Origin of the sequence: uncultured Capnocytophaga sp., from assembly GCF_937936315.1 — a bacterium.
Classification (GTDB): domain Bacteria; phylum Bacteroidota; class Bacteroidia; order Flavobacteriales; family Flavobacteriaceae; genus Capnocytophaga.
In genome coordinates, this window is record NZ_CALGWU010000032.1 from 1 (window position 1) to 19,574 (window position 19,574).

Below are 19,574 nucleotides of genomic sequence, written 5' to 3' on the forward strand. Positions count from 1 at the left end.
TTTTTTGCAAATAAAAAATAACTTTTCTTACGTCGAACTCACGTTAATTAATAAATATTTATAAGATTATGTATATAAAAAAAATATTTAACAAAATTTTAAGAGATGATAGTGGTATTATTTTTGTATTTTTGCCCTCTGAAAAACACTATATAAAAATGTTTGCACTATTTAAAAAAGAAATCCGCTACTTTTTTACCTCTCCTATTGGTCTTACCATTATAGGGCTCTTTGTTGTACTCAACGGCTTGTTTCTATGGGTCTTTAAGACTGATTATAATATTTTTAACGCAGGTTTTGCTGACTTGCTACCTTTTTTTCGCCTTTCTTCATGGATATTTGTCTTTTTAGTGCCTGCTCTCACAATGAGGAGTATTTCTGAGGAGAAAAAAGGTGGTATGCTTACTCTTTTATTTACAAAACCTATTAGTTTATCACAAATAGTAGTAGGGAAGTATTTAGGAATTCTATTTTTGCTCTTTGTTATTCTATTACCATCAGTTATATATATATATATTGTATGGGTATTAGGAAACCCCATAGGCAATTTAGATATTGCAGGTACTATAGGTTCTTATATTGCACTCTTTTTGCTTATAGCTACCTTTGCTGCTGTGGGATTATGGGCTTCTTCAGTAAGTAGTAACCAAATTATTTCTTTTGTGTTAGCAGCTTTTTTATGCTTCTTTTTCTTCTTTGGCCTCGACCAATTTATCGCTCTTATTACCTCTGATGATTTTAGTGGCTTTGGTTTCCAAACACATTTTGATGCCATCAGTAGGGGAGTGCTCGACACCCGAAATATCGTGTATTTCCTCTCTGTTATCTCATTTTTCATATATCTCACTACCTTATCACTCAAAGCCTACAAACGATGAAAAAACTCTTTCAAAACTCTATTAGCAAGGTAGTTATAGCCTTAGTATGCCTCCTTGCAGTCAATTATATCGCCAAACAATGGCACACGCGGATAGACCTCACCCAAGACAAACGTTATACGCTCTCTGAGGTGAGCAAGAAAACACTTGCTAAAATACAGAATCCTATCGTGATTGATGTATTGCTCAAAGGCAATATCCCTACCGAATTTAAGAAATTACAGACTGAAACAATTCAGTTATTAGACGAGTATGCAGCTACCAATAACAACATTATCGTCAATTTTGTAAACCCATTAGAAGGGGAGGAGCACCCCGAAAGTGTGATTCAAGAACTGATAAATAATGGCTATCAGCCCCTGCAAATCACCCAAAATGAAGCAGGAAAATCTTCTATTGAGTATATTTTCCCTTGGGCAGTCATTAGCGATGGCAAGAAGAGTGAGCGTGTGCGTCTCTTTGTAAACAAACTTGGCGCTACCGACCAAGAGCAGGTACAGAACTCTGTGCAGAAGTTAGAATACAATTTTACCGATGCGCTATATAAGTTCGCCTTAGATAAAAAGAAGAAAATCGCAATACTTAGAAGTAACGGTGCGCTGGAAGATATCTATATGGCCGACTTCCTCAAAACAGCGCGCGAATACTACTTTATAGCACCTTTCACCCTCGATTCAGTGGCTACCAACCCCGAGAAGACTCTACACGACCTCGAAAAATTCGATTTACTACTCGTGCCTAAGCCTACTGAGCCTTTCACCGATGCCCAAAAGCAGGTCGTAGACCAATATATAATGAATGGCGGTCGTGCTCTATGGCTGATAGATAATGTAGCGGTTTCCTTAGAAGATATGTACAAAACAGGCGGAATGACAATGGCAATGCCCGTCAATCTAAATCTTACCGATATGTTTTTCCAATATGGTTTCCGTATCAATTACACCTTGGTAAACGATTTGTACTTTTCTGAAATCATAGTAGCCACAGGTGATGGCTCTCAAACTCGTTATATGCCTATTCCTTGGGTATATAATCCGTTGGTGATTTCAGGTAATAATCACCTTATCAACAATCATTTAGATGCAGTGAGGTTTCAGTTTGCCAATAGCATCGATACGCTGAAAAATGGAGTGAAGAAAACAGTGCTTCTCGCTAGTTCACCTTTCTCAAAAGCAGATGGCACCCCACGCGAAATCAACTTGCGCTTCGACCCCAATAACCAGAATAAAGAAGCCTATAAACACGGAAATATTCCCTTAGCAGTGCTTTTGGAAGGAGAGTTTAACTCAGTTTATAAAGATCGCATTCGCCCCATAAACCTCAAAGAAAAATCTGATAGAAGCAAGCCTACCAAAATGTTGGTAGTCGCCGATGGCGATATTATCAAAAACGATATAGATAGCAAAAATAATATCCCCTTAGAACTCGGTTTTGATAAATGGACAAGCAAATATTATGACAATAAATCCTTCTTGCAGAATGCTTTAAACTATCTTTTAGACGATACTGAGTTTTTGAGTTTACGCAATAAGAAAGTTCAATTAGCTTTCTTAGACAAACAAAAAGTAGCTGAAAGTGTCAGCAGTTGGCAAATAAAAGTATTTGTGTATCCATTATTGCTTTTGATATTGGTAATGCTATCAGTGTTATATTTTTATAGGAAGAAGAACATAAAGAAAGGATAAAATGAAAAGAGTAGTAGTAGGACTTAGTGGGGGAGTAGATAGTAGCGTAGCTGCCTATTTGTTAAAAGAACAAGGCTATGAGGTAATAGGCCTTTTTATGAAGAATTGGCACGATGATTCAGTTACTATTTCCGACGAATGTCCTTGGTTAGAAGATAGTAATGATGCGCTTTTAGTAGCCGAAAAGCTCGGCATTCCATTCCAAACAGTGGATATGAGTGAGCCCTACAAAGCCCGTATTGTTGATTATATGTTCAATGAATACGAGCACGGTAGAACCCCCAATCCCGATGTGTTATGTAATCGTGAAATCAAGTTTGATGTTTTTATGAAACTTGCCCTTAGTTTAGGTGCCGATTACGTAGCAACAGGACACTATTGTCGCAAAGAAGAAATAGAAATAAACGGTAAAAAAATCTACCGATTGCTATCGGGGAAAGATGAAAATAAAGATCAATCATATTTCCTATGTCAGCTTTCACAAGAGCAACTTAGTAAAGCACTTTTCCCTATCGGGGAATTACAGAAATCAGAAGTAAGAGCCATTGCCAAAGCTCAAGATTTGATAACCGCTGATAAAAAAGATTCTCAGGGACTTTGCTTTGTAGGAAAAGTGCGTTTACCTGAGTTTTTACAACAAAAACTACAACCCAAACAAGGCGATATTATTGAAATCCCCAATGATTGGAAAGGATATGCAGAATTTGATATGCTACACCTTTTTGAAACTTATGAAGATGAATTAAAATATTTATCACAACGTTTTGTATATCAACCCGAAGACGGTAAAAAAGTAGGTACTCATCAAGGAGCTCATTATTTTACCAAAGGGCAACGCAAAGGCTTAAATATAGGAGGAACCAAAGAACCTTTGTTCATCATAGAAACTGATATTGAGAAGAATATCATCTATACAGGACAAGGACACACACATCGTGGATTATTCCGTAGCGCTTTGTTTATCGCAACCCCTGATGAACATTGGATTCGTGAAGATTTGGCATTAAAAGTATATGAATCAAAAGAGTTTATGGTGCGCATCCGCTATCGTCAGCCATTGCAGAAAGCAGTTTTATACAAAGTGAAAAATGGTTTATATATTCATTTTTCAGAACCTCAAAGTGCTATTACTGAGGGACAATTTGCTGCTTGGTACAGCGGAGACGAATTGGTGGGTAGCGGTGTGATTTCATAGTAAAAAAACACTCTTGTTAAATAAACTATAATGTATATTATGTAAAATAAGCGCGGAAAGGAAAAGATATGAGAAAGGTACTTATCATCACTTATTATTGGGCACCTGCTGGCGGACCTGGTGTACAACGTTGGTTAAAATTCGTAAAATATTTACGAGATTTTAATATAGAACCTATTGTATATATTCCTGAAAACCCAACTTATCCTATCATTGACAATGAAATAGGAAACGATTTGCCTACTGATATACAAATTATTAAACATTCTATATGGGAACCTTATGCTTGGGCTTCGTTATTCTCTAAAAAGAAAACCCAAAAGATTAGTTCTGGTATCATTCCGCGTAAAAAAGTTTCTATTTTAGATAAAGTATTACTTTGGATACGTGGTAATTGCTTCATTCCCGATGCTCGTAAATTCTGGGTAAAACCTTCTGTAAAGTATCTGAATAAGTTTATAAAAGAAAACCAGATAGAAACTATTATCACCACTTCGCCTCCCCACAGCGTACACCTTATAGGTTATGAATTAAAGAAACAAATTCCTCACCTCAAATGGATTAGCGATTTCCGAGACCCCTGGACAACTATTGGTTATTACAAAGATTTACGCCTTACTAAATGGGCAGATAAACGTCAGCATTATTGGGAAAAAGAAGTGTTACAACAATCAGACTTGGTGATTACAACAAGTTTCAAGACGCAAAAAGACTTTCAGAAGCTTACCAATACTCCTATTGAGGTGATTACCAATGGTTACGATGAGGAAAAAACAATCACCCCTCCCCTATCCAATAAATTCCTTATTTCGCACATAGGTTCCTTATTATCAGATAGAAACCCCAAAATGCTATGGAAAATATTAGCTGAATTAGTACGCGAAGAACCTCATTTTGCCGAAGATTTCACACTTTGTTTTGCAGGCAAAATAAGTGAAGAAATCGAAGAAGATATTCGCCATAACGGACTTACACCTTATTATATTAATAAAGGTTATATTAGCCATCAAGAAGCTATTAGTTTACAAAAGCAATCGCAAGTATTGTTGCTCATCGAAATAGATTCCGAAGAAACACAAGGTATTATTCCGGGTAAACTGTTTGAATATATGATTTCGGGGCGACCTATTCTCGCCATAGGACCTCATAACTGGGATGTTACACCTATTCTCACTGAAACAAAAACAGGTACTTTTGTGGGATATACGGATGAAACACTCTTAAAAAGACAGTTATTAACTCATTACTATCAATATAAGAATGGCAAACTACAAACGACACCTATGAATATAGAAAAATATAGTCGTAAAGCACTTACAGAGCGATTAGCTAAGATTATTGAAAACAAATTACCGTTCTAAAAATTCCACTATAAACTTGCCTTTTCAAAAAAATATACTACCTTTGTCAAAAAATAAATCAACCGAAGAATATGTTAGTAAAAGTATACGGAAGTGCAGTGTTTGGAGTAGAAGCTACTACCATTACTATAGAAGTAAATATTGTTAAAGGAATTGGCTATCACCTTGTTGGACTACCCGATATTGCTATTAAAGAAAGTAACTTTCGCATTGCTGCTGCCTTACAAAATACAGGGTATAAAATCCCAGGAAAGAAAATCACTATCAATATGGCTCCTGCCGATATGCGTAAAGAAGGTTCAGCCTATGATCTTAGTCTTGCAATAGGCATATTGGCTGCCAACGAACAAATACAAAGTGACGAGATAGAAAAATATATTATTATGGGAGAACTCTCTTTAGATGGAGGACTACAACCTATCAAAGGAGCACTCCCTATTGCTATTCAAGCACGTAAAGAAGGTTTTAAAGGTTTTATTTTGCCTGCACAAAACGCCAAAGAAGCTGCTATTGTAGATAATTTAGAGGTTTATGGTGTTGAAAATATCAAAGAAGTAATTGATTTTTTCAATGGTGAAAGAGAGCTTGTTCGTACAATAGTGGATACTCGTAAAGAATTTTATAAAAATTTAGAATTCCCTGAATTTGATTTTGCTGATGTAAAAGGACAAGAAACTGTAAAACGCTGTATGGAAATAGCTGCGGCAGGAGGTCATAACATCATTCTCATAGGTCCTCCTGGTTCTGGTAAAACAATGTTAGCCAAAAGATTACCTAGTATCCTCCCTCCTATGACACTTCACGAAGCTCTCGAAACTACTAAAATACATAGTGTTGTAGGTCGTATCAAAGATACAGGTTTAATGAGTCATCGCCCTTTCCGTAGTCCACATCACACAATTTCGGATGTAGCCCTTGTAGGAGGTGGTACATACCCTCAACCTGGTGAAATATCCTTAGCGCATAATGGTGTACTTTTCCTTGATGAATTGCCTGAATTTAAACGCGCTGTATTAGAAGTGATGCGTCAGCCTTTAGAGGATAGAGAGGTTACTATTTCGCGTGCTAAATTCTCTATCACATACCCTTCTTCATTTATGTTAGTAGCGAGTATGAACCCCAGCCCTAGTGGCTATTTCAATGATCCTGAAGCACCTGTAAACTCTACTCCTACCGAAATGCAACGTTATATGAGTAAGATTTCAGGTCCCCTATTAGATAGAATAGATATTCATATAGAAGTCAACCCTGTTCCTTTTGAAAAACTTTCTGATGATCGCAAAGGGGAAAGTAGCACCGAAATACGCAAGCGAGTAATTGCCGCGCGCAACATTCAAACAGAGCGTTTTAAAGAATATGAACACATTCATTACAACGCCCAAATGAATACTAAACAAATACAAAAATTCTGTAAAGTAAGTGAGGAATCTTTAAAACTTTTAAAAAATGCAATGATGAAACTCAACCTCTCCGCACGCGCTTATGATCGTATTTTGAAGGTAGCTCGTACTATTGCCGACTTAGAAGGTACTGAAAATGTACAACCTCACCACATAGGTGAAGCCATTCAGTATCGAAGTTTAGATCGTGAAGGATGGTTTGGTAACAGTTAACAATGGATAATTAACATTAATACACTATAACAATGAAAAAAAATCTTATAGCGATAGCTACCATTTTTATTACTTTGGTAGCTTGTAATACAAGCAACAAAATCAATACTGATGAAGCTACTACACTCATCACCGAATATTTAGAGGAAAATCCTCTCTATGAAACCGGCAAATTCAATACTAATAAACAAAAATTAGTAACCAATAAGGATAAAGAACTCATTGAGAGCATTCAGCGATTATCTGATGAGGGATTGATAGCTATCAACAATGAAAAAACACGTAAAAAGTGGTTTTCTAAGGATAGTGTATATGTGATCTCCCCTACCCTAACTGAAGAGGCTCTCCCTTATTTAGTAAAACAAAACAAAAATAGTGCTCAAGTAAAGACCATTATCTACAAACTAAATAATAAAAAAATAACTCTCGAGAAAAGTACTGAAAAAATGGCTACTTGTGTAGTAGTTTTAGATAAGGATAAAACTCCTTTCTATAGTTTTGGAAAAGACCCCTATCCCAATAGCAACTTTATTACTCAAAAGTTTAAACTAAAATACAACGAGAAATCAGGGTGGAAAATCATAAAAAAATAAACTATGAAAAATTTTAGTATTCTTACTCTCATACAAGCTGTAATGAGCCTCATTTCAGCTATCCTTATCTCTAAAATGTCGTTTATAGGTAAGATAGGGGTAAGTACTTTCTACAGCCAGTATGCAGTGTTTAAAACGTGGTGGAAAACAGCTGTTTTGCTATTTATAGTACAATTTATCTTACTGTTATTTCTGCAAACTTTCCGCTCAAGAGTAAGTTCAGGATTTGCTCGTGCTTTAGCAGTTTTACTTGCTGTTATAGGGGCTGTAGGGTTCTATCTCTCCTATGTAGATTTCACCACTACTTCTCATAAGATGATGAAATTCAGTTTTCATTTTGGATTTTATCTATTTTGGATAGCGTGGCTCATTACTTGTGGTTATTTTCTTTTAGCCAAGGAAGCAAAGCAAACGCTCCCCCCCCAAGAAGAAGTGTTATAGCAAATTGTGAAGTCCAAACAAGCCATCCAAAAGCTGTACCTATAGGAGTTGGAACTCCAAAGAGAAATAATACTTCTGCTATAAAAAATGGGTAAGCTCCAAATCCTGCATTAGTAAAAGTCATAGCAAAACTACCTATGACAAAAGCTGTAAGTACGTTTGGTAAACTTATATTAGTAGTCTCTGGTAAGGCGAAGAAAGGAATATAAAACATCAAAAAGTACATTGCCCATATAAATAATGTATGCGCCAAAAAAATCCAACGATGGCGTATTTTCAACACTGAAAATACGCCTTCTTTTATACCGTTTAAAAACGTCTTCACTTTTATAAAAAACTTGCGTTCTGAAGTATATATAAGGTATAAGAAAATCACAAACGATAGCCCTCCTATTAGCAAAATCCACAAGAGTTTTTCAAACGGAATTTTAGAAAGTATAAAGTTGCTTATCACCTCAAATTGCAATATAAAAGCTGTAGCGGTAAACAAAAATAACAAGAGTAAATCAATCACACGTTCAGAGATAATTGTTCCAAATGATTTTTCAAAAGGTACTCCATCATAATTGCTTACTAATAAAGCCCGTGATACTTCACCTGAACGCGGTATGGTTACATTTACTAAATACCCCATAAACACTGCCATTATTCGATGTAATAAAGAAGTTTTATACCCCATTGGTCTAAACATCAATTCCCAACGAACTGCTCGCGATATATCTGCTAAGAATCCTAAAAACACAGCTAAAATTATATAAAAATAATCAGCAACAAGAAATGTTTTTTTTATCTCAGTAAATTGTTCTTCAGTAAATTGCTGATAAGCATACCAACATAAAAACCCTCCCACAAGTAGTGGAAGGGTAATCTTTAACCATTTTTTCATTCCAAAAGATTTGTTTGTTCATTAGGGAAGATTATAGAGGGCTTAAAGGCTTTTGCTTCTTCAAAATCCATTAAAGCATACGAGATAATAATTACTATATCTCCTTTCTGTACCCTACGTGCCGCGGGTCCATTTAGTACAATAGCTCCTGAATTTCGTTTCCCTTTGATGATATAAGTATCAAAACGTTCCCCATTATTCACATTTACTATTGATACTTTTTCACCTTCTATCATTCCTGCAGCCTCTACCAAAGCTTCATCTATGGTAATGCTACCTATATAATCTAAATCTGCCCCTGTAACTTTCACACGGTGAATTTTAGATTTCAGTACTTCTATTTGCATTTTTATTGTATTAAAAAACGCGGCAAAAGTAGGAATAATTTGTTAATTAGCCAATTTGTCAAATTATTATTTTGTTAATTTATTAATTTTAAAATTCTAAACAAACTGATTATGAGTAATATACAAAACTTCTTTATATTATTCTTTTTATTTTATTGCATAACAATTGTATATATCAAAAAAAACATTTACCTTTGCTTCTGTTAAAACTAAAAAAACAAATGCAATGAGTGTATTAGTCAACAAAAATTCTAAAATTATTGTACAAGGCTTTACTGGTAGTGAGGGTACTTTTCACGCTGAACAAATGATTGCTTATGGCACTAACATTGTAGGTGGTATAACCCCTAATAAAGGCGGACAAACGCACTTAGGCAAGCCCGTATTCAATACAGTTGCCGATGCCGTAAAAGCTACCGGTGCTGATGTTTCTATCATTTTCGTACCTCCTGCCTTTGCTGCCGATGCTATTATGGAAGCTGCTGATGCTGGTATCAAAGTGATTATCACTATTACTGAAGGCATTCCAGTTGCCGATATGGTAAAAGTAGCTGCTTATATCAAAAACCGTGATTGCCGTTTGATAGGACCTAATTGTCCTGGAGTTATTACTCCTGAGGAAGCTAAAGTAGGTATTATGCCTGGTTTTATCTTTAAAAAAGGCAATGTAGGAATTGTTTCTAAATCGGGAACACTCACTTATGAGGCTGCCGATCAAATTGTTCGTCAAGGTTTAGGTATTACTACAGCTATCGGTATAGGGGGCGATCCTATCATTGGAACTACTACTAAAGAAGCTGTAGAACTACTAATGAACGACCCTGAAACTCATTGTATTGTAATGATTGGCGAAATAGGAGGGCAATTAGAACCCGAAGCAGCCCGTTGGATTAAAGCTAATGGTAACAAAAAACCTGTAGTGAGCTTCATTGCAGGTGAAACAGCTCCTAAAGGGCGTACTATGGGGCACGCTGGAGCTATTGTAGGTGGTGCCGATGATACCGCCGAAGCTAAAAAACGTATCTTGAAAGAATGTGGTATCCACGTAGTCGATTCACCTGCTAAAATAGGTGAAAAAGTAGCTGAAATACTCAAAAAATAGAAATACTCAAACTGTTTGATTACTGTCTAAAAAAGTTTCTTATACTTTTTTAGACAGTTTTTTTGTTCGATTTTTGATTAACTGATTCAATATTTGTACTTTTGCACCCCGAAAAGTAAAACATTACATTACAATGAAAAAACTAATATCTATTGTTTTGATTTCTACAATTATATCTTTCATCAACAACCTTTTCGGTCAAAAAAAACTACTTGATACTGATGTATTCCGTAAAAATCCTTCTGAAGTAACTTCTTTTGAAGAAGCTCAAAAAGAAGCTGAAAAAATATTGCAGTATCTCATCCAAGAAGAATTAATCCCTGGAGCTTCTATTACAGTTACCAAACAAGGAAAAACAATATGGCAAGCTGGATATGGCTATGCTGACCTTTCTAAAAAGACACCAATTGACCCTAAAACTACAATTTTTAGGGTAGCAAGTATGTCTAAAGCTATTACTGGGGTTATTTTGGCTCGTTTGCAAGAACAGGGAAAATTTGATTGGAATATGTCACTTTATGAATACATACCCGATTTTCCTGAAAAACCTTTTGATTTTACTGTAAAACAATTAGCAGGACATTTAGCAGGTATACGATCCTACAAGTCAAATGAGTATACTCTCAACAAGAATTACACTATAGAACAAGGAGTCGATTTATTTAAAGATGATATATTACAATCAGCCCCTGGTACAAAGTTCTTGTATAGTAGTTATGGCATCAACCTTATTTCTTTAGCTATCGAAAAATGTCTCAACAAAAAGTTTGAAGATGTAGCAAAAGAAGAAGTTTTTAAACCTCTAAATATGTGGCGCACTTTCCCTGATAGAGGTAAAATCATTCAAGATGAAGCTATTCCCTACACACGTAGTAAAAAAGGCCTAAACAAAGCTACCGATGTGAACAATTATTTCAAGCTTGCTGGTGGAGGATTTCTTTCTACTTCTGATGATATAGCTAAAATGGGTACAACTATAGAACGCCACAGCTTTCTTTCTCAACCTATCCAAAACGAAATGCTTAAAAAACAATGTACTATAGACGATACTGAAATAAGTTATGGTATTGGCTGGCAAGTACAACGCGATTGGAACGGACGTGATTATTTTGGTCATACGGGTATGGGCGTAGGAGGATTTGGTTGGTTATCAGTATATCCTAATGAAGAAGTAGTGATAGTAATGCTTTTCAACGTAACCGACCCACAAATTAGTATCTATTTGCAACGCCTCACCGACTTTATTTTAGAAGGAGCTGAACATATTCCGTCTATTTATCAATAAATATTCAGTTTTATATATTCTTTCCATACTTCAAAAAATTGCAGAGGCATTTACGAAACGCCTCTGCAAATAAGATTTATTTTTTGGTAACTATATTTCTATTTTGTAGGAATATTCTGAAGTATTGCTAACAAGAACTTCCAAAACTTCTGTACAGAAGCTATATTTACCTTTTCAGCAGGCGAGTGTGCCCCTTTGATAGTAGGACCAAAGCTCACCATTTCCATTTCGGGGTAATGGGTTCCTAAAATGCCACATTCTAAGCCTGCGTGGCAAGCTACTACATTAGGTGTTTCACCGAAGAGTGTTTTGTATTGTGCTTTTACAATCTTCAAGATTTCAGCATCTACTTTGGGCTCCCAACCTGGGTAACTACCAGTGTATTCTACTTCAAATCCAGCCAGCTCAAAAGCAGTACGAATCGTATCAGCCAAATCATATTTAGAAGTTTCTGAAGCTGAACGAGTGAGGCAATACACGTTTATTTCGCCGTCTTTAATTTGTACCCTTGCTACATTATTACTGGTTTCTACAAGGTCAGCAATCGTCTGACTCATTTTGTACACCCCATTAAAAGCTGCGTAAAGAGCGCGTAATACATCTTCTTGTTCTTCTTCTTCCATTACTTTCTCAGGTATCGCAGTAGGTTCAAGTAATACTCTAAGAGTCGGTTCAGTTACTGAATACTCATGTTGGAGTGCTTGGGTAAGTGTAGCTACTTCTTTTTTAAAAGCGACTTCGTCGTTTTTATTAATAGTTACCACCGCTACGCTTTCTCTCGGAATAGCATTGCGCAAACCGCCTCCATCTACACTTGCAATGTGCAAACCAAATTTCTCAGTACAAGTGAATAATATACGGTTCATCAGTTTGTTGGCATTAGCATAACCCTTATGGATATCTGTACCACTATGTCCACCGTGCAATCCTTTTATGGTAAGTATATAGCCTACTGAATTATCAGGCGTATCTACCACGTCGTACTCTCTAAACGCCGATACATCTACACCACCAGCACACCCTATATCTATTTCGTCGTCCTCTTCGGTGTCTAAGTTAAGCAAATAGGCACCAGAGAGTATTCCTCCTTTGAGCCCTTTAGCACCCGTCATTCCTGTTTCTTCGTCAATAGTAAAGAGTGTTTCGAGAGCAGGGTGAGGGATATCCTTACTTTGGAGTATTGTCATAATGCTTGCTACCCCAATACCATTATCGGCTCCCAAAGTTGTACCATCAGCACGTACCCAGTCGCCATCTACTAACATTTTGATACCTTCCGTACTAAAATCAAACACTGTATCGTTGTTCTTTTGGTGTACCATATCGAGGTGCGATTGTAACACTACTGTTTTGCGATTTTCCATTCCTGCCGTAGCGGGCTTTTTAATGATTACATTGCCCGTTTTGTCTTGGTAGGTATCAAGCCCTAAACTTTTGCCGAAAGCCACCATAAAAGCAATGACTTTCTCTTCTTTTTTTGATGGACGAGGCACGGCATTCAAGCTCGCAAAGTTCGCCCATAACTGTTTTGGTTCTAACTCTGTTATCTTCATTATATTTATTAATTATTAGTTATCGTAATATTGTTTTTAGTATTTTGTCGCTAATATCTTTCACTTTTCATTTTTTCACTTTAGAACCAATACCCTATATTAAACAGCCATATTGCTTGCCGTATTTCGGGTGAGTAAGTGCATTTTAGTTCTATAGGTCCCAAAAAACTTTCAATACTATACCCTATACCATAGCCCGAATAATCAGGGTATTTTTCCCATTGAAAACTTTCAAAAAGATTATTATCTGCTTTAGCTACATTAGCCAATAGTAACAAGTGATGTTTTTTAAAAGGTTGAAAATCTATCACCCATTCTGTTTTTAAGTAGTTTTTAGCACCAATACTCAAAAAATCATAGCCATAGAAAGGTGAGTAGTTAGAGAATACATTTTTATTATATCCTCCTAAAAAGAAGTCTAATGAATAAGTTTTAGAATTTCCTATCGTAACACCTCCTTCAAACCCTATTCGTGTATTCAATCTTGGTAGTATGGGAATAGCGAATGATATTTCTGTTTTGCCTGTGGTGAACTTATTAAAATTTGCATCATTAGGAGCTGCAAGTGCATAAAGGTTAAATTGTGTATTAAAAAACACACCTTTACTCGGAAAAAAACTATTGTCAAAACTATCGTATTTTAAATAAGAATATAAACTGCCAAAGTGTTTTTTTTCAGAATATGAAGCAATAGCGCTTACTGAATATATTTGTTCAGCATCAAACTGTACTTTGCGGTGTTCTGCACCTAATCCAAACACAAAACCATTGCCTAAGAGCGTTTGTAAATACAATTGATTTACCCAATCGTAAGCCTCTACGTCCATTCGATTGAGTTCAGATTGTTCTATTCTATAATTAGATAAACGTCTTGTATTCAGATTACGGTCGAACTGCACAAATTTAGAACGCAATCCATAACTGATATAGAATCCTTTATCTACAAAATAATCAAACTGATAGCGTATATTATCGCCTACGATAAGGTCAAGTGAAAGGAAGTCACTATCCTGTAAAAAATAGTTTTGAGTATAGTTCATCAAGAAGCCTGTTTTCAACAGATTATCATAATGAATGCCAAACTTCAAAAAAGTACGTTGCGGATTTTCTTTCAAGAAAAAATCAATATGTTCCCCTTCAAAAGTATGCCTAATTTGATAATTAATAGAATGGAAATTATTTGTTGCCATTAGGTTAGACAATCCATCATTCAGTTCTTCAAACGAAATTTTTCGATCCAAGTGTTTTAAGTGGAGTTTTCCTCGCAAGTAGCTACGAGTAAAGTGTTCGTTGTTATGAAAATGTATTTCTTTTAGATAAAAAGAATCTATTTTCTCTATAGGTTCTCTCCGTTGGGTAGTATGTTTTTGTTGAGCAGCTATTTCACGCAAACGAGGCAAAAAATGTTCAGCAGCTATTTTCCCATTGTTAATGATTGTCTCACCTTTATCAAACGAAATCACATTGAATCCTTCTATATTAGGTTTGATGTATACATCTGTTTCTTTTATTTTCTGTGGCATATTATCTACCATCGGGAAAGTTGTAATTTGCGAAAAGATACTTAAAACTGAGTTGATTTCTTCTCGTTTTGCTAAAGGACTCTGTACATCTACCCCTATAATAATATCCATTCCTTTTTTTTTCACTTCGTCTACGGGGTAATTATCAGCTATACCTCCATCAGTAAGCCATTTACCATCTATTTCTACCAAATCAAATAGCGAAGGGAATGAGCCACTAGCTTGTATGGCTTGAGGTAAGAAGCCGTCTTCAAGTACTACTCCTTTCCCTGTTTCTATATCAGTAGCCACGCATAGAAAAGGAATAGGTAACTTAGAAAAATCAAAAATTTCATTCACAGGATAGAGTAATTTCACAAATTCATTGTAGATATTTTGACCTTTCGATACTGCACGAGGTAACCCTACTTTGAAGTTATCAAAAGGTAATGCTACAGTATAACGATCGTATATATAACGTTCGTGCAATGATTTTGCACGACGTGAAGTTTTGTCTTGCAAAAGTTTATCAAAGTCTAATTGTCGGAAGATAGAGTCCAATTCATTAGCCGAGTATCCTGCAGCATACATAGCACCTACCATTGCCCCCATACTTGTCCCACCAATGTAATCGATACGTATTCCTGTTTCCTCTAAAACTTTTAGTACTCCTATATGTGCTAATCCTTTAGCTCCACCACCACTGAGTACTAACCCTACCTTTATATCTTTATTAACAGTGTTTTCTTGACTATAAACTACTATATAAGGAGCAATTATAAAGAGTATAATACTTAGTAAAAATCTCATACATTATTTTCTTTTATAAACTTGGCACAAAAGTAAAAAATAATTAGTGAATTTGCAAATTTATAGAACTATAGTAAAATTATAATAGAACTAACTTCCACAAATACTTGTAAAATGTACTTTTCTTAATTCTTAGTAGCATATATTAATTTACTAAACTAACATCTATAACCTATTATTACCCAATATTTTCGTTGGATATTTTTGCCTTTTGCTGAAACAAGAGTTTCTTCAAAAGGTAATTTTGTTATGTGTTCAAAACCAGCTGATTTAAGTATTTCAGCTACTTCTTCAGCGGTATAAAACTGAAAACCTTCACGCGCAAAAGGCGCCTTCTCTCCTGTACTTTTATCTATAAAACCAATCGCTACTTTACCTTGTGAATTGAGTAAAGCGTGAGTCTTTTTGTAATAATATAATGGGTTTTCTAAAAAATAAAGAGTATTTACTGAAAAACATACATCAAAAGAATGATCGAAATTAGGGAGCTTATCAGCAGCTACTTCTAAAAAATGTACTTTTTTTTGACTAACTAAAACGTTGTTGTACTCAGTTGCTTCAGTTATCATTGCAGCAGAGGTTTCTACCCCTATATATTGTAGGGAACTTTCCTTGTTAAATAAATACGGGAGATGTTTGCCATTACCAAAACCTATCTCTAAAACTTTTTGATGAGGTTGCAGTGCTAAACAATCAATAGTACAATTTATCATAGCACTATTGGAAGCAAAAATAAAATTGCCTACTTCTTTGGCGTAGTCTCCTTCGGGATGACGAAATAGTTGTCCTAATAGACGCATATCAGTAATGGGAGGAGTCATTATTTCTTATAGTATTTCAATTAATTAGAACGGCAAAATTACGATTTTTTGTATAATAATTTGTGTAGTTAGTAAAAACATAGTACTTTTACGCCTTTAAAATTAAAACATTAAGTTCAATTTAATCCTATTAACTATAAGATTATGAAGATATTAGTATGTATCAGTAGTGTTCCCGACACTACTTCTAAAATAAACTTTACGGAAGATAACAAACAGTTTAACCCTTCAGGGGTACAGTTTATTATCAATCCTAATGATGAGTTTTGCCTCACTAAAGCTATTATGCTTAAAGAACAATTAGGGGCAAATGTTACCCTTGTGAATGTGGGAACACAAGAAACAGAACCAGTACTAAGAAAAGCTTCAGCTATAGGAGCCGACGATATCATTCGTATAGATGCCGCCCCTACTGATGCTTTTTTTGTAGCTACTCAGCTTGCAAGAGTTGCTAAAGAAGGTAATTATGACCTTATCATCGCAGGTAAGGAATCTATCGACTACAATGGAGGAATGGTAGGAGGTTATTTAGCTTCGCTTTTAAACCTTCCTTTTATAAATAAATGTATAGGTTTGGAAATTGAAGGCATCAAAGTAACTGCCCAACGAGAAATAGATGGCGGCAGAGAAAAACTAACTGCTACACTTCCTTTAGTAATTGCAGGGCAAAAAGGTCTTACTCAAGAGAAAGATCTCCGCATCCCGAATATGCGTAACTTAATGGCAGCACGCACTAAAGCAATCACGGTATTACCTGCTGAGGCTACCGATGTGAGGGTAACAACTGTAGGATTTGAGAAACTTCCTGCAAAACAACCTGTGAAAATAGTATCTGCCGATGATTTAGATACCCTTATTGATTTATTACACAACGAAGCAAAAGTAATTTAATTAAAAATGTCAGTACTCATATATATAGATTCCGAAAACGGAAAAGTGAAAAAAAGCGCTTTTGAAGTAGCTACCTATGCTCGTGCAATTGCCGATAAACAACAAACAAAAGTAGTAGCTGTAACTATAAATGTACCTCAACCTGAAGTATTAGCTGCTTATGGGGTAAATAAAGTGCTTAGCATTACCAATGACCAACTACAACATATTTCTGCCAATACACTCAATCATCTATTGCAACAAGCAGTAGCAAAAGAAAGTAGTACGATAGTGGTATTTAGCGCTTCTTCACAAGCCAAAGAAGTAGCTCCTTTATTAGCTAATAGCTTGCAAGCGGGGTATGTATCTAATGTCATTTCTTTACCTACTGAAGATTTTATTGTAAAAAGTAATGTGTTCTCAAACAAAGCGATTAGTCTTAGTCAAATCAATACCCCTATAAAAATATTAGGATTAGCTCCTAATGCTTTTAAAACAGAAGAAAAAAATGTTGAACTTACAGTAGAACCTTTTGCTCCTACACTTCCTGATAGTGATTGGGGGATACAAGTAATCACTACAGAGAAAACCTCGGGTAAAGTATCGTTAGACGATGCTACTATAGTGGTTTCAGGAGGAAGAGGGTTGAAAGCTGCCGAGAATTGGCAGATAGTGGAAGGACTTGCTGAAGTATTAGGTGCAGCAACTGCTTGTTCTAAACCTGTTGCTGATATGGGATGGCGACCTCATTCTGAACACGTAGGACAAACGGGTAAACCTGTAGCGCCTAATCTCTATATAGCTATAGGTATTTCAGGAGCTATACAGCACTTGGCAGGCGTAAATGCCTCTAAAGTGAAATTAGTTATCAATTCTGATCCTGAAGCACCTTTTTTCAAAGCTGCCGATTATGGTGTTGTAGGCGATGCTTTTGAGGTAGTTCCTAAACTCATTGAAAAACTTAAAGCAAGACAATAACAAATAATCCAAACATTATAAACTTTGCCAAGGATTCTGTCCTTTGGCAAAGTTTTTATTTTTTATTTCCCGATACAGAAGCGGGAAAATATGTTTCCTAAAACCTCCTCATTACTTACTTCTCCAGTGATACTGCCTAAATGATAAAGTGTTTCGCGTATATCAATAGCTAATAAATCACCTGATAAATGCATTTGCATTCCTTCTTCTACTTTTTCAATAGCTTGTAAGGCGTTGGAAAGAGCTTCGTAATGGCGGATATTCGTTACTACAGTTGCTTTGCCAATATGACTAAGCGTTTGAGCATAATCAGCGAGAAAGTTTTTTAACCCAGTGATGTTTTGCCCTTCTTTAGCTGAAATTCTTAATAAAGTATCAGAATAGCCTTTGAGAGATTGAAGAATCTCATCATCAAAAGCAGTTGTTTTTTCTAGTGATAAGTCTGTTTTGTTGTGTAGTAAAACATATTTAGTACCCTCTCGGTAGTTTTCCTTTACAAAAGTAGTAATTTCACTCACTGTATTATCTTTGTCATCAAATAGAAATAATATCACTGAGGCTTTTTCTATTTTTTCTTTGGCTTTTTGTACCCCTATTGCTTCTATTTGGTCTTGTGTGTCACGAATGCCTGCCGTATCAATAAAACGAAAAGCAATACCTCCTATATGCAAGGTTTCTTCAATGGTATCACGAGTCGTGCCTGCAATATCCGATACAATAGCACGCTCTTCATTTAGTAAAGCATTGAGCAAGGTTGATTTGCCAGCATTGGGTTTTCCTACAATCGCCACAGGAATACCATTTTTCAAAACATTTCCTACTGAAAACGATTGGATAAGTGATGATAACGTAGTTTTAATAGTTTTTAAAAGGTTTTTAAACTGACTTCTATCAGCAAATTCTACATCTTCTTCCGAAAAATCTAACTCAAGCTCTATTAGTGAGGCAAAATTGAGTAATTCTTGTCGTAATGCTTCTATTTCAGAAGTAAAGCCTCCACGCATTTGTTGCAAAGCTACTTGATGAGAGGCTTTACTGTCAGAGGCAATTAGGTCGGCTACCGCTTCTGCTTGGTTGAGGGCTAACTTCCCATTTAAGAAAGCGCGTTTGGTAAATTCTCCAGCTTCAGCTAAACGAGCGCCATTGGCTAAACACAATTTAATAACTTCTTCTACAATGTAATTACTTCCGTGACAAGAAAACTCTACTACGGGTTCTCCGGTATATGATTTTGTACCTTTGAAAATAGTAGCTAAACATTCATCAATTACTTGATTTTTAGCTTCTAAAGTTCCCAAATGTACTATGTGAGAGGGAGCGTCAACTAAAGACTTTTTGCTGTAGCTCTTGAATATTTGGTCTGCAATTTCTATAGCATTTGTGCCTGATAATCGGATAACAGCAATGGCACCCATTCCTGAAGCAGTTGCTAAAGCAACAATAGTATCGCTGGTATATATTGTATTTTTCTTATTCATAGTAAGTGATATTTGTTTTTTCGATGAATAACGATCGGTATTATTGGTTATGAATCTTTAATTTAATTTTCTAATGATAGGAAAAGAAAATTAAAACCTAACAATATTAGGATTTTTTTACTCTCTTAACTATGGAATCTATTTAGAGAAAGTAAAAAAGTATATTCTTTTTGATA

At 35.6% G+C, this 19,574-nt stretch carries 17 protein-coding genes; 11 read left to right on the plus strand and 6 right to left on the minus strand.

The genetic code is table 11. The features are described 5' to 3' along the window. Nucleotides 1–158 precede the first annotated feature (158 nt). The 7 genes from gldF (at nt 159) to Q0162_RS05740 (ending at nt 7,766) form a co-directional block, all read left to right on the plus strand. Nucleotides 159–878: a gliding motility-associated ABC transporter permease subunit GldF gene (gene gldF, locus Q0162_RS05710; protein WP_297890254.1), complete on the plus strand. Its 720-nt coding sequence runs from the start codon at nt 159–161 to the stop codon at nt 876–878. Beyond that, complete coding sequence (gene gldG / locus Q0162_RS05715; RefSeq protein ID WP_297890256.1) at nt 875–2,563, plus strand: gliding motility-associated ABC transporter substrate-binding protein GldG; 1,689 nt, start codon at nt 875–877, stop codon at nt 2,561–2,563. Before gldF ends, gldG begins: the two co-directional genes overlap by 4 nt. Before the next feature lies 1 nt (nt 2,564). After that, nucleotides 2,565–3,758 carry a tRNA 2-thiouridine(34) synthase MnmA gene (gene mnmA / locus Q0162_RS05720; protein WP_297890258.1) on the plus strand — a complete coding sequence of 398 codons (1,194 nt, stop codon included), beginning with the start codon at nt 2,565–2,567 and terminating at the stop codon, nt 3,756–3,758. Nucleotides 3,759–3,826: 68 nt separating this feature from the next. Next, the gene (locus tag Q0162_RS05725; protein ID WP_297890260.1) at nt 3,827–5,119 is read left to right on the plus strand and encodes a glycosyltransferase; all 1,293 of its coding nucleotides are present in this window, start codon (nt 3,827–3,829) and stop codon (nt 5,117–5,119) included. Between the two features lie 71 nt (nt 5,120–5,190). Continuing rightward, entirely contained in the window at nt 5,191–6,732 is a 1,542-nt protein-coding gene (locus Q0162_RS05730; RefSeq protein ID WP_297890262.1) for a YifB family Mg chelatase-like AAA ATPase, read from the plus strand. Between the two features lie 32 nt (nt 6,733–6,764). Next, the gene (locus Q0162_RS05735; RefSeq protein ID WP_297890264.1) at nt 6,765–7,325 is read left to right on the plus strand and encodes a hypothetical protein; all 561 of its coding nucleotides are present in this window, start codon (nt 6,765–6,767) and stop codon (nt 7,323–7,325) included. 3 nt (nt 7,326–7,328) lie between these two features. After that, a complete protein-coding gene (locus Q0162_RS05740; protein ID WP_278637956.1) occupies nt 7,329–7,766 on the plus strand; it encodes a hypothetical protein in 438 nt (145 codons plus the stop codon). On the opposite strand, the gene Q0162_RS05745 is transcribed toward Q0162_RS05740, so the two are convergent. Next, nucleotides 7,696–8,652: a lysylphosphatidylglycerol synthase transmembrane domain-containing protein gene (locus Q0162_RS05745; RefSeq protein WP_297890267.1), complete on the minus strand. Its 957-nt coding sequence runs from the start codon at nt 8,650–8,652 to the stop codon at nt 7,696–7,698. The genes Q0162_RS05740 and Q0162_RS05745 overlap by 71 nt on opposite strands. Further along, nucleotides 8,649–8,999, minus strand: a complete 351-nt coding sequence (panD, locus tag Q0162_RS05750) for an aspartate 1-decarboxylase (protein WP_297890269.1) — start codon at nt 8,997–8,999, stop codon at nt 8,649–8,651. Before panD ends, Q0162_RS05745 begins: the two co-directional genes overlap by 4 nt. A 226-nt stretch (nt 9,000–9,225) precedes the next feature. Between panD and sucD the strand changes: the two genes are divergently transcribed. Together sucD and Q0162_RS05760 are read left to right on the plus strand one after the other, a co-directional pair. After that, nucleotides 9,226–10,101, plus strand: a complete 876-nt coding sequence (gene sucD, locus Q0162_RS05755; RefSeq protein WP_297890271.1) for a succinate--CoA ligase subunit alpha — start codon at nt 9,226–9,228, stop codon at nt 10,099–10,101. 133 nt (nt 10,102–10,234) lie between these two features. After that, the gene (locus tag Q0162_RS05760; protein WP_297890273.1) at nt 10,235–11,386 is read left to right on the plus strand and encodes a serine hydrolase; all 1,152 of its coding nucleotides are present in this window, start codon (nt 10,235–10,237) and stop codon (nt 11,384–11,386) included. A gap of 98 nt (nt 11,387–11,484) precedes the next feature. Here the strand turns inward: Q0162_RS05760 and Q0162_RS05765 are convergent, their stop codons facing one another. The 3 genes from Q0162_RS05765 to Q0162_RS05775 form a co-directional block, all read right to left on the minus strand. Next, nucleotides 11,485–12,939, minus strand: a complete 1,455-nt coding sequence (locus Q0162_RS05765; protein ID WP_297890275.1) for an aminoacyl-histidine dipeptidase — start codon at nt 12,937–12,939, stop codon at nt 11,485–11,487. Between the two features lie 80 nt (nt 12,940–13,019). Beyond that, nucleotides 13,020–15,251, minus strand: coding sequence for a patatin-like phospholipase family protein (locus tag Q0162_RS05770; protein ID WP_297890277.1), 2,232 nt, complete (start codon nt 15,249–15,251; stop codon nt 13,020–13,022). A gap of 158 nt (nt 15,252–15,409) precedes the next feature. Further along, nucleotides 15,410–16,072 (minus strand): class I SAM-dependent methyltransferase, encoded by a 663-nt coding sequence (locus tag Q0162_RS05775; RefSeq protein WP_297890279.1) that lies wholly within the window; start codon nt 16,070–16,072, stop codon nt 15,410–15,412. Nucleotides 16,073–16,216: 144 nt separating this feature from the next. Between Q0162_RS05775 and Q0162_RS05780 the strand changes: the two genes are divergently transcribed. Continuing rightward, nucleotides 16,217–16,963 (plus strand): electron transfer flavoprotein subunit beta/FixA family protein, encoded by a 747-nt coding sequence (locus Q0162_RS05780; protein ID WP_297890281.1) that lies wholly within the window; start codon nt 16,217–16,219, stop codon nt 16,961–16,963. 6 nt (nt 16,964–16,969) lie between these two features. Beyond that, the gene (locus Q0162_RS05785) at nt 16,970–17,920 is read left to right on the plus strand and encodes an electron transfer flavoprotein subunit alpha/FixB family protein (RefSeq protein WP_297890283.1); all 951 of its coding nucleotides are present in this window, start codon (nt 16,970–16,972) and stop codon (nt 17,918–17,920) included. Between the two features lie 62 nt (nt 17,921–17,982). Here Q0162_RS05785 and mnmE read toward each other — a convergent pair whose 3' ends face one another. After that, complete coding sequence (gene mnmE / locus Q0162_RS05790; protein WP_297890285.1) at nt 17,983–19,398, minus strand: tRNA uridine-5-carboxymethylaminomethyl(34) synthesis GTPase MnmE; 1,416 nt, start codon at nt 19,396–19,398, stop codon at nt 17,983–17,985. Between the last annotated feature and the right edge of the window lie 176 nt (nt 19,399–19,574).

Excerpts from the sequence above, each read along its gene's own strand:
- gldF (WP_297890254.1), top strand. The coding sequence starts at position 159 with ATGTTTGCACTATTTAAAAAAGAAATCCGCTACTTTTTTACCTCTCCT.
- gldG (WP_297890256.1), top strand. The coding sequence starts at position 875 with ATGAAAAAACTCTTTCAAAACTCTATTAGCAAGGTAGTTATAGCCTTA.
- mnmA (WP_297890258.1), top strand. The coding sequence starts at position 2,565 with ATGAAAAGAGTAGTAGTAGGACTTAGTGGGGGAGTAGATAGTAGCGTA.
- Q0162_RS05725 (WP_297890260.1), top strand. The coding sequence starts at position 3,827 with ATGAGAAAGGTACTTATCATCACTTATTATTGGGCACCTGCTGGCGGA.
- Q0162_RS05730 (WP_297890262.1), top strand. The coding sequence starts at position 5,191 with ATGTTAGTAAAAGTATACGGAAGTGCAGTGTTTGGAGTAGAAGCTACT.
- Q0162_RS05735 (WP_297890264.1), top strand. The coding sequence starts at position 6,765 with ATGAAAAAAAATCTTATAGCGATAGCTACCATTTTTATTACTTTGGTA.
- Q0162_RS05740 (WP_278637956.1), top strand. The coding sequence starts at position 7,329 with ATGAAAAATTTTAGTATTCTTACTCTCATACAAGCTGTAATGAGCCTC.
- Q0162_RS05745 (WP_297890267.1), bottom strand. The coding sequence starts at position 8,652 with ATGAAAAAATGGTTAAAGATTACCCTTCCACTACTTGTGGGAGGGTTT.
- panD (WP_297890269.1), bottom strand. The coding sequence starts at position 8,999 with ATGCAAATAGAAGTACTGAAATCTAAAATTCACCGTGTGAAAGTTACA.
- sucD (WP_297890271.1), top strand. The coding sequence starts at position 9,226 with ATGAGTGTATTAGTCAACAAAAATTCTAAAATTATTGTACAAGGCTTT.
- Q0162_RS05760 (WP_297890273.1), top strand. The coding sequence starts at position 10,235 with ATGAAAAAACTAATATCTATTGTTTTGATTTCTACAATTATATCTTTC.
- Q0162_RS05765 (WP_297890275.1), bottom strand. The coding sequence starts at position 12,939 with ATGAAGATAACAGAGTTAGAACCAAAACAGTTATGGGCGAACTTTGCG.
- Q0162_RS05770 (WP_297890277.1), bottom strand. The coding sequence starts at position 15,251 with ATGAGATTTTTACTAAGTATTATACTCTTTATAATTGCTCCTTATATA.
- Q0162_RS05775 (WP_297890279.1), bottom strand. The coding sequence starts at position 16,072 with ATGACTCCTCCCATTACTGATATGCGTCTATTAGGACAACTATTTCGT.
- Q0162_RS05780 (WP_297890281.1), top strand. The coding sequence starts at position 16,217 with ATGAAGATATTAGTATGTATCAGTAGTGTTCCCGACACTACTTCTAAA.
- Q0162_RS05785 (WP_297890283.1), top strand. The coding sequence starts at position 16,970 with ATGTCAGTACTCATATATATAGATTCCGAAAACGGAAAAGTGAAAAAA.
- mnmE (WP_297890285.1), bottom strand. The coding sequence starts at position 19,398 with ATGAATAAGAAAAATACAATATATACCAGCGATACTATTGTTGCTTTA.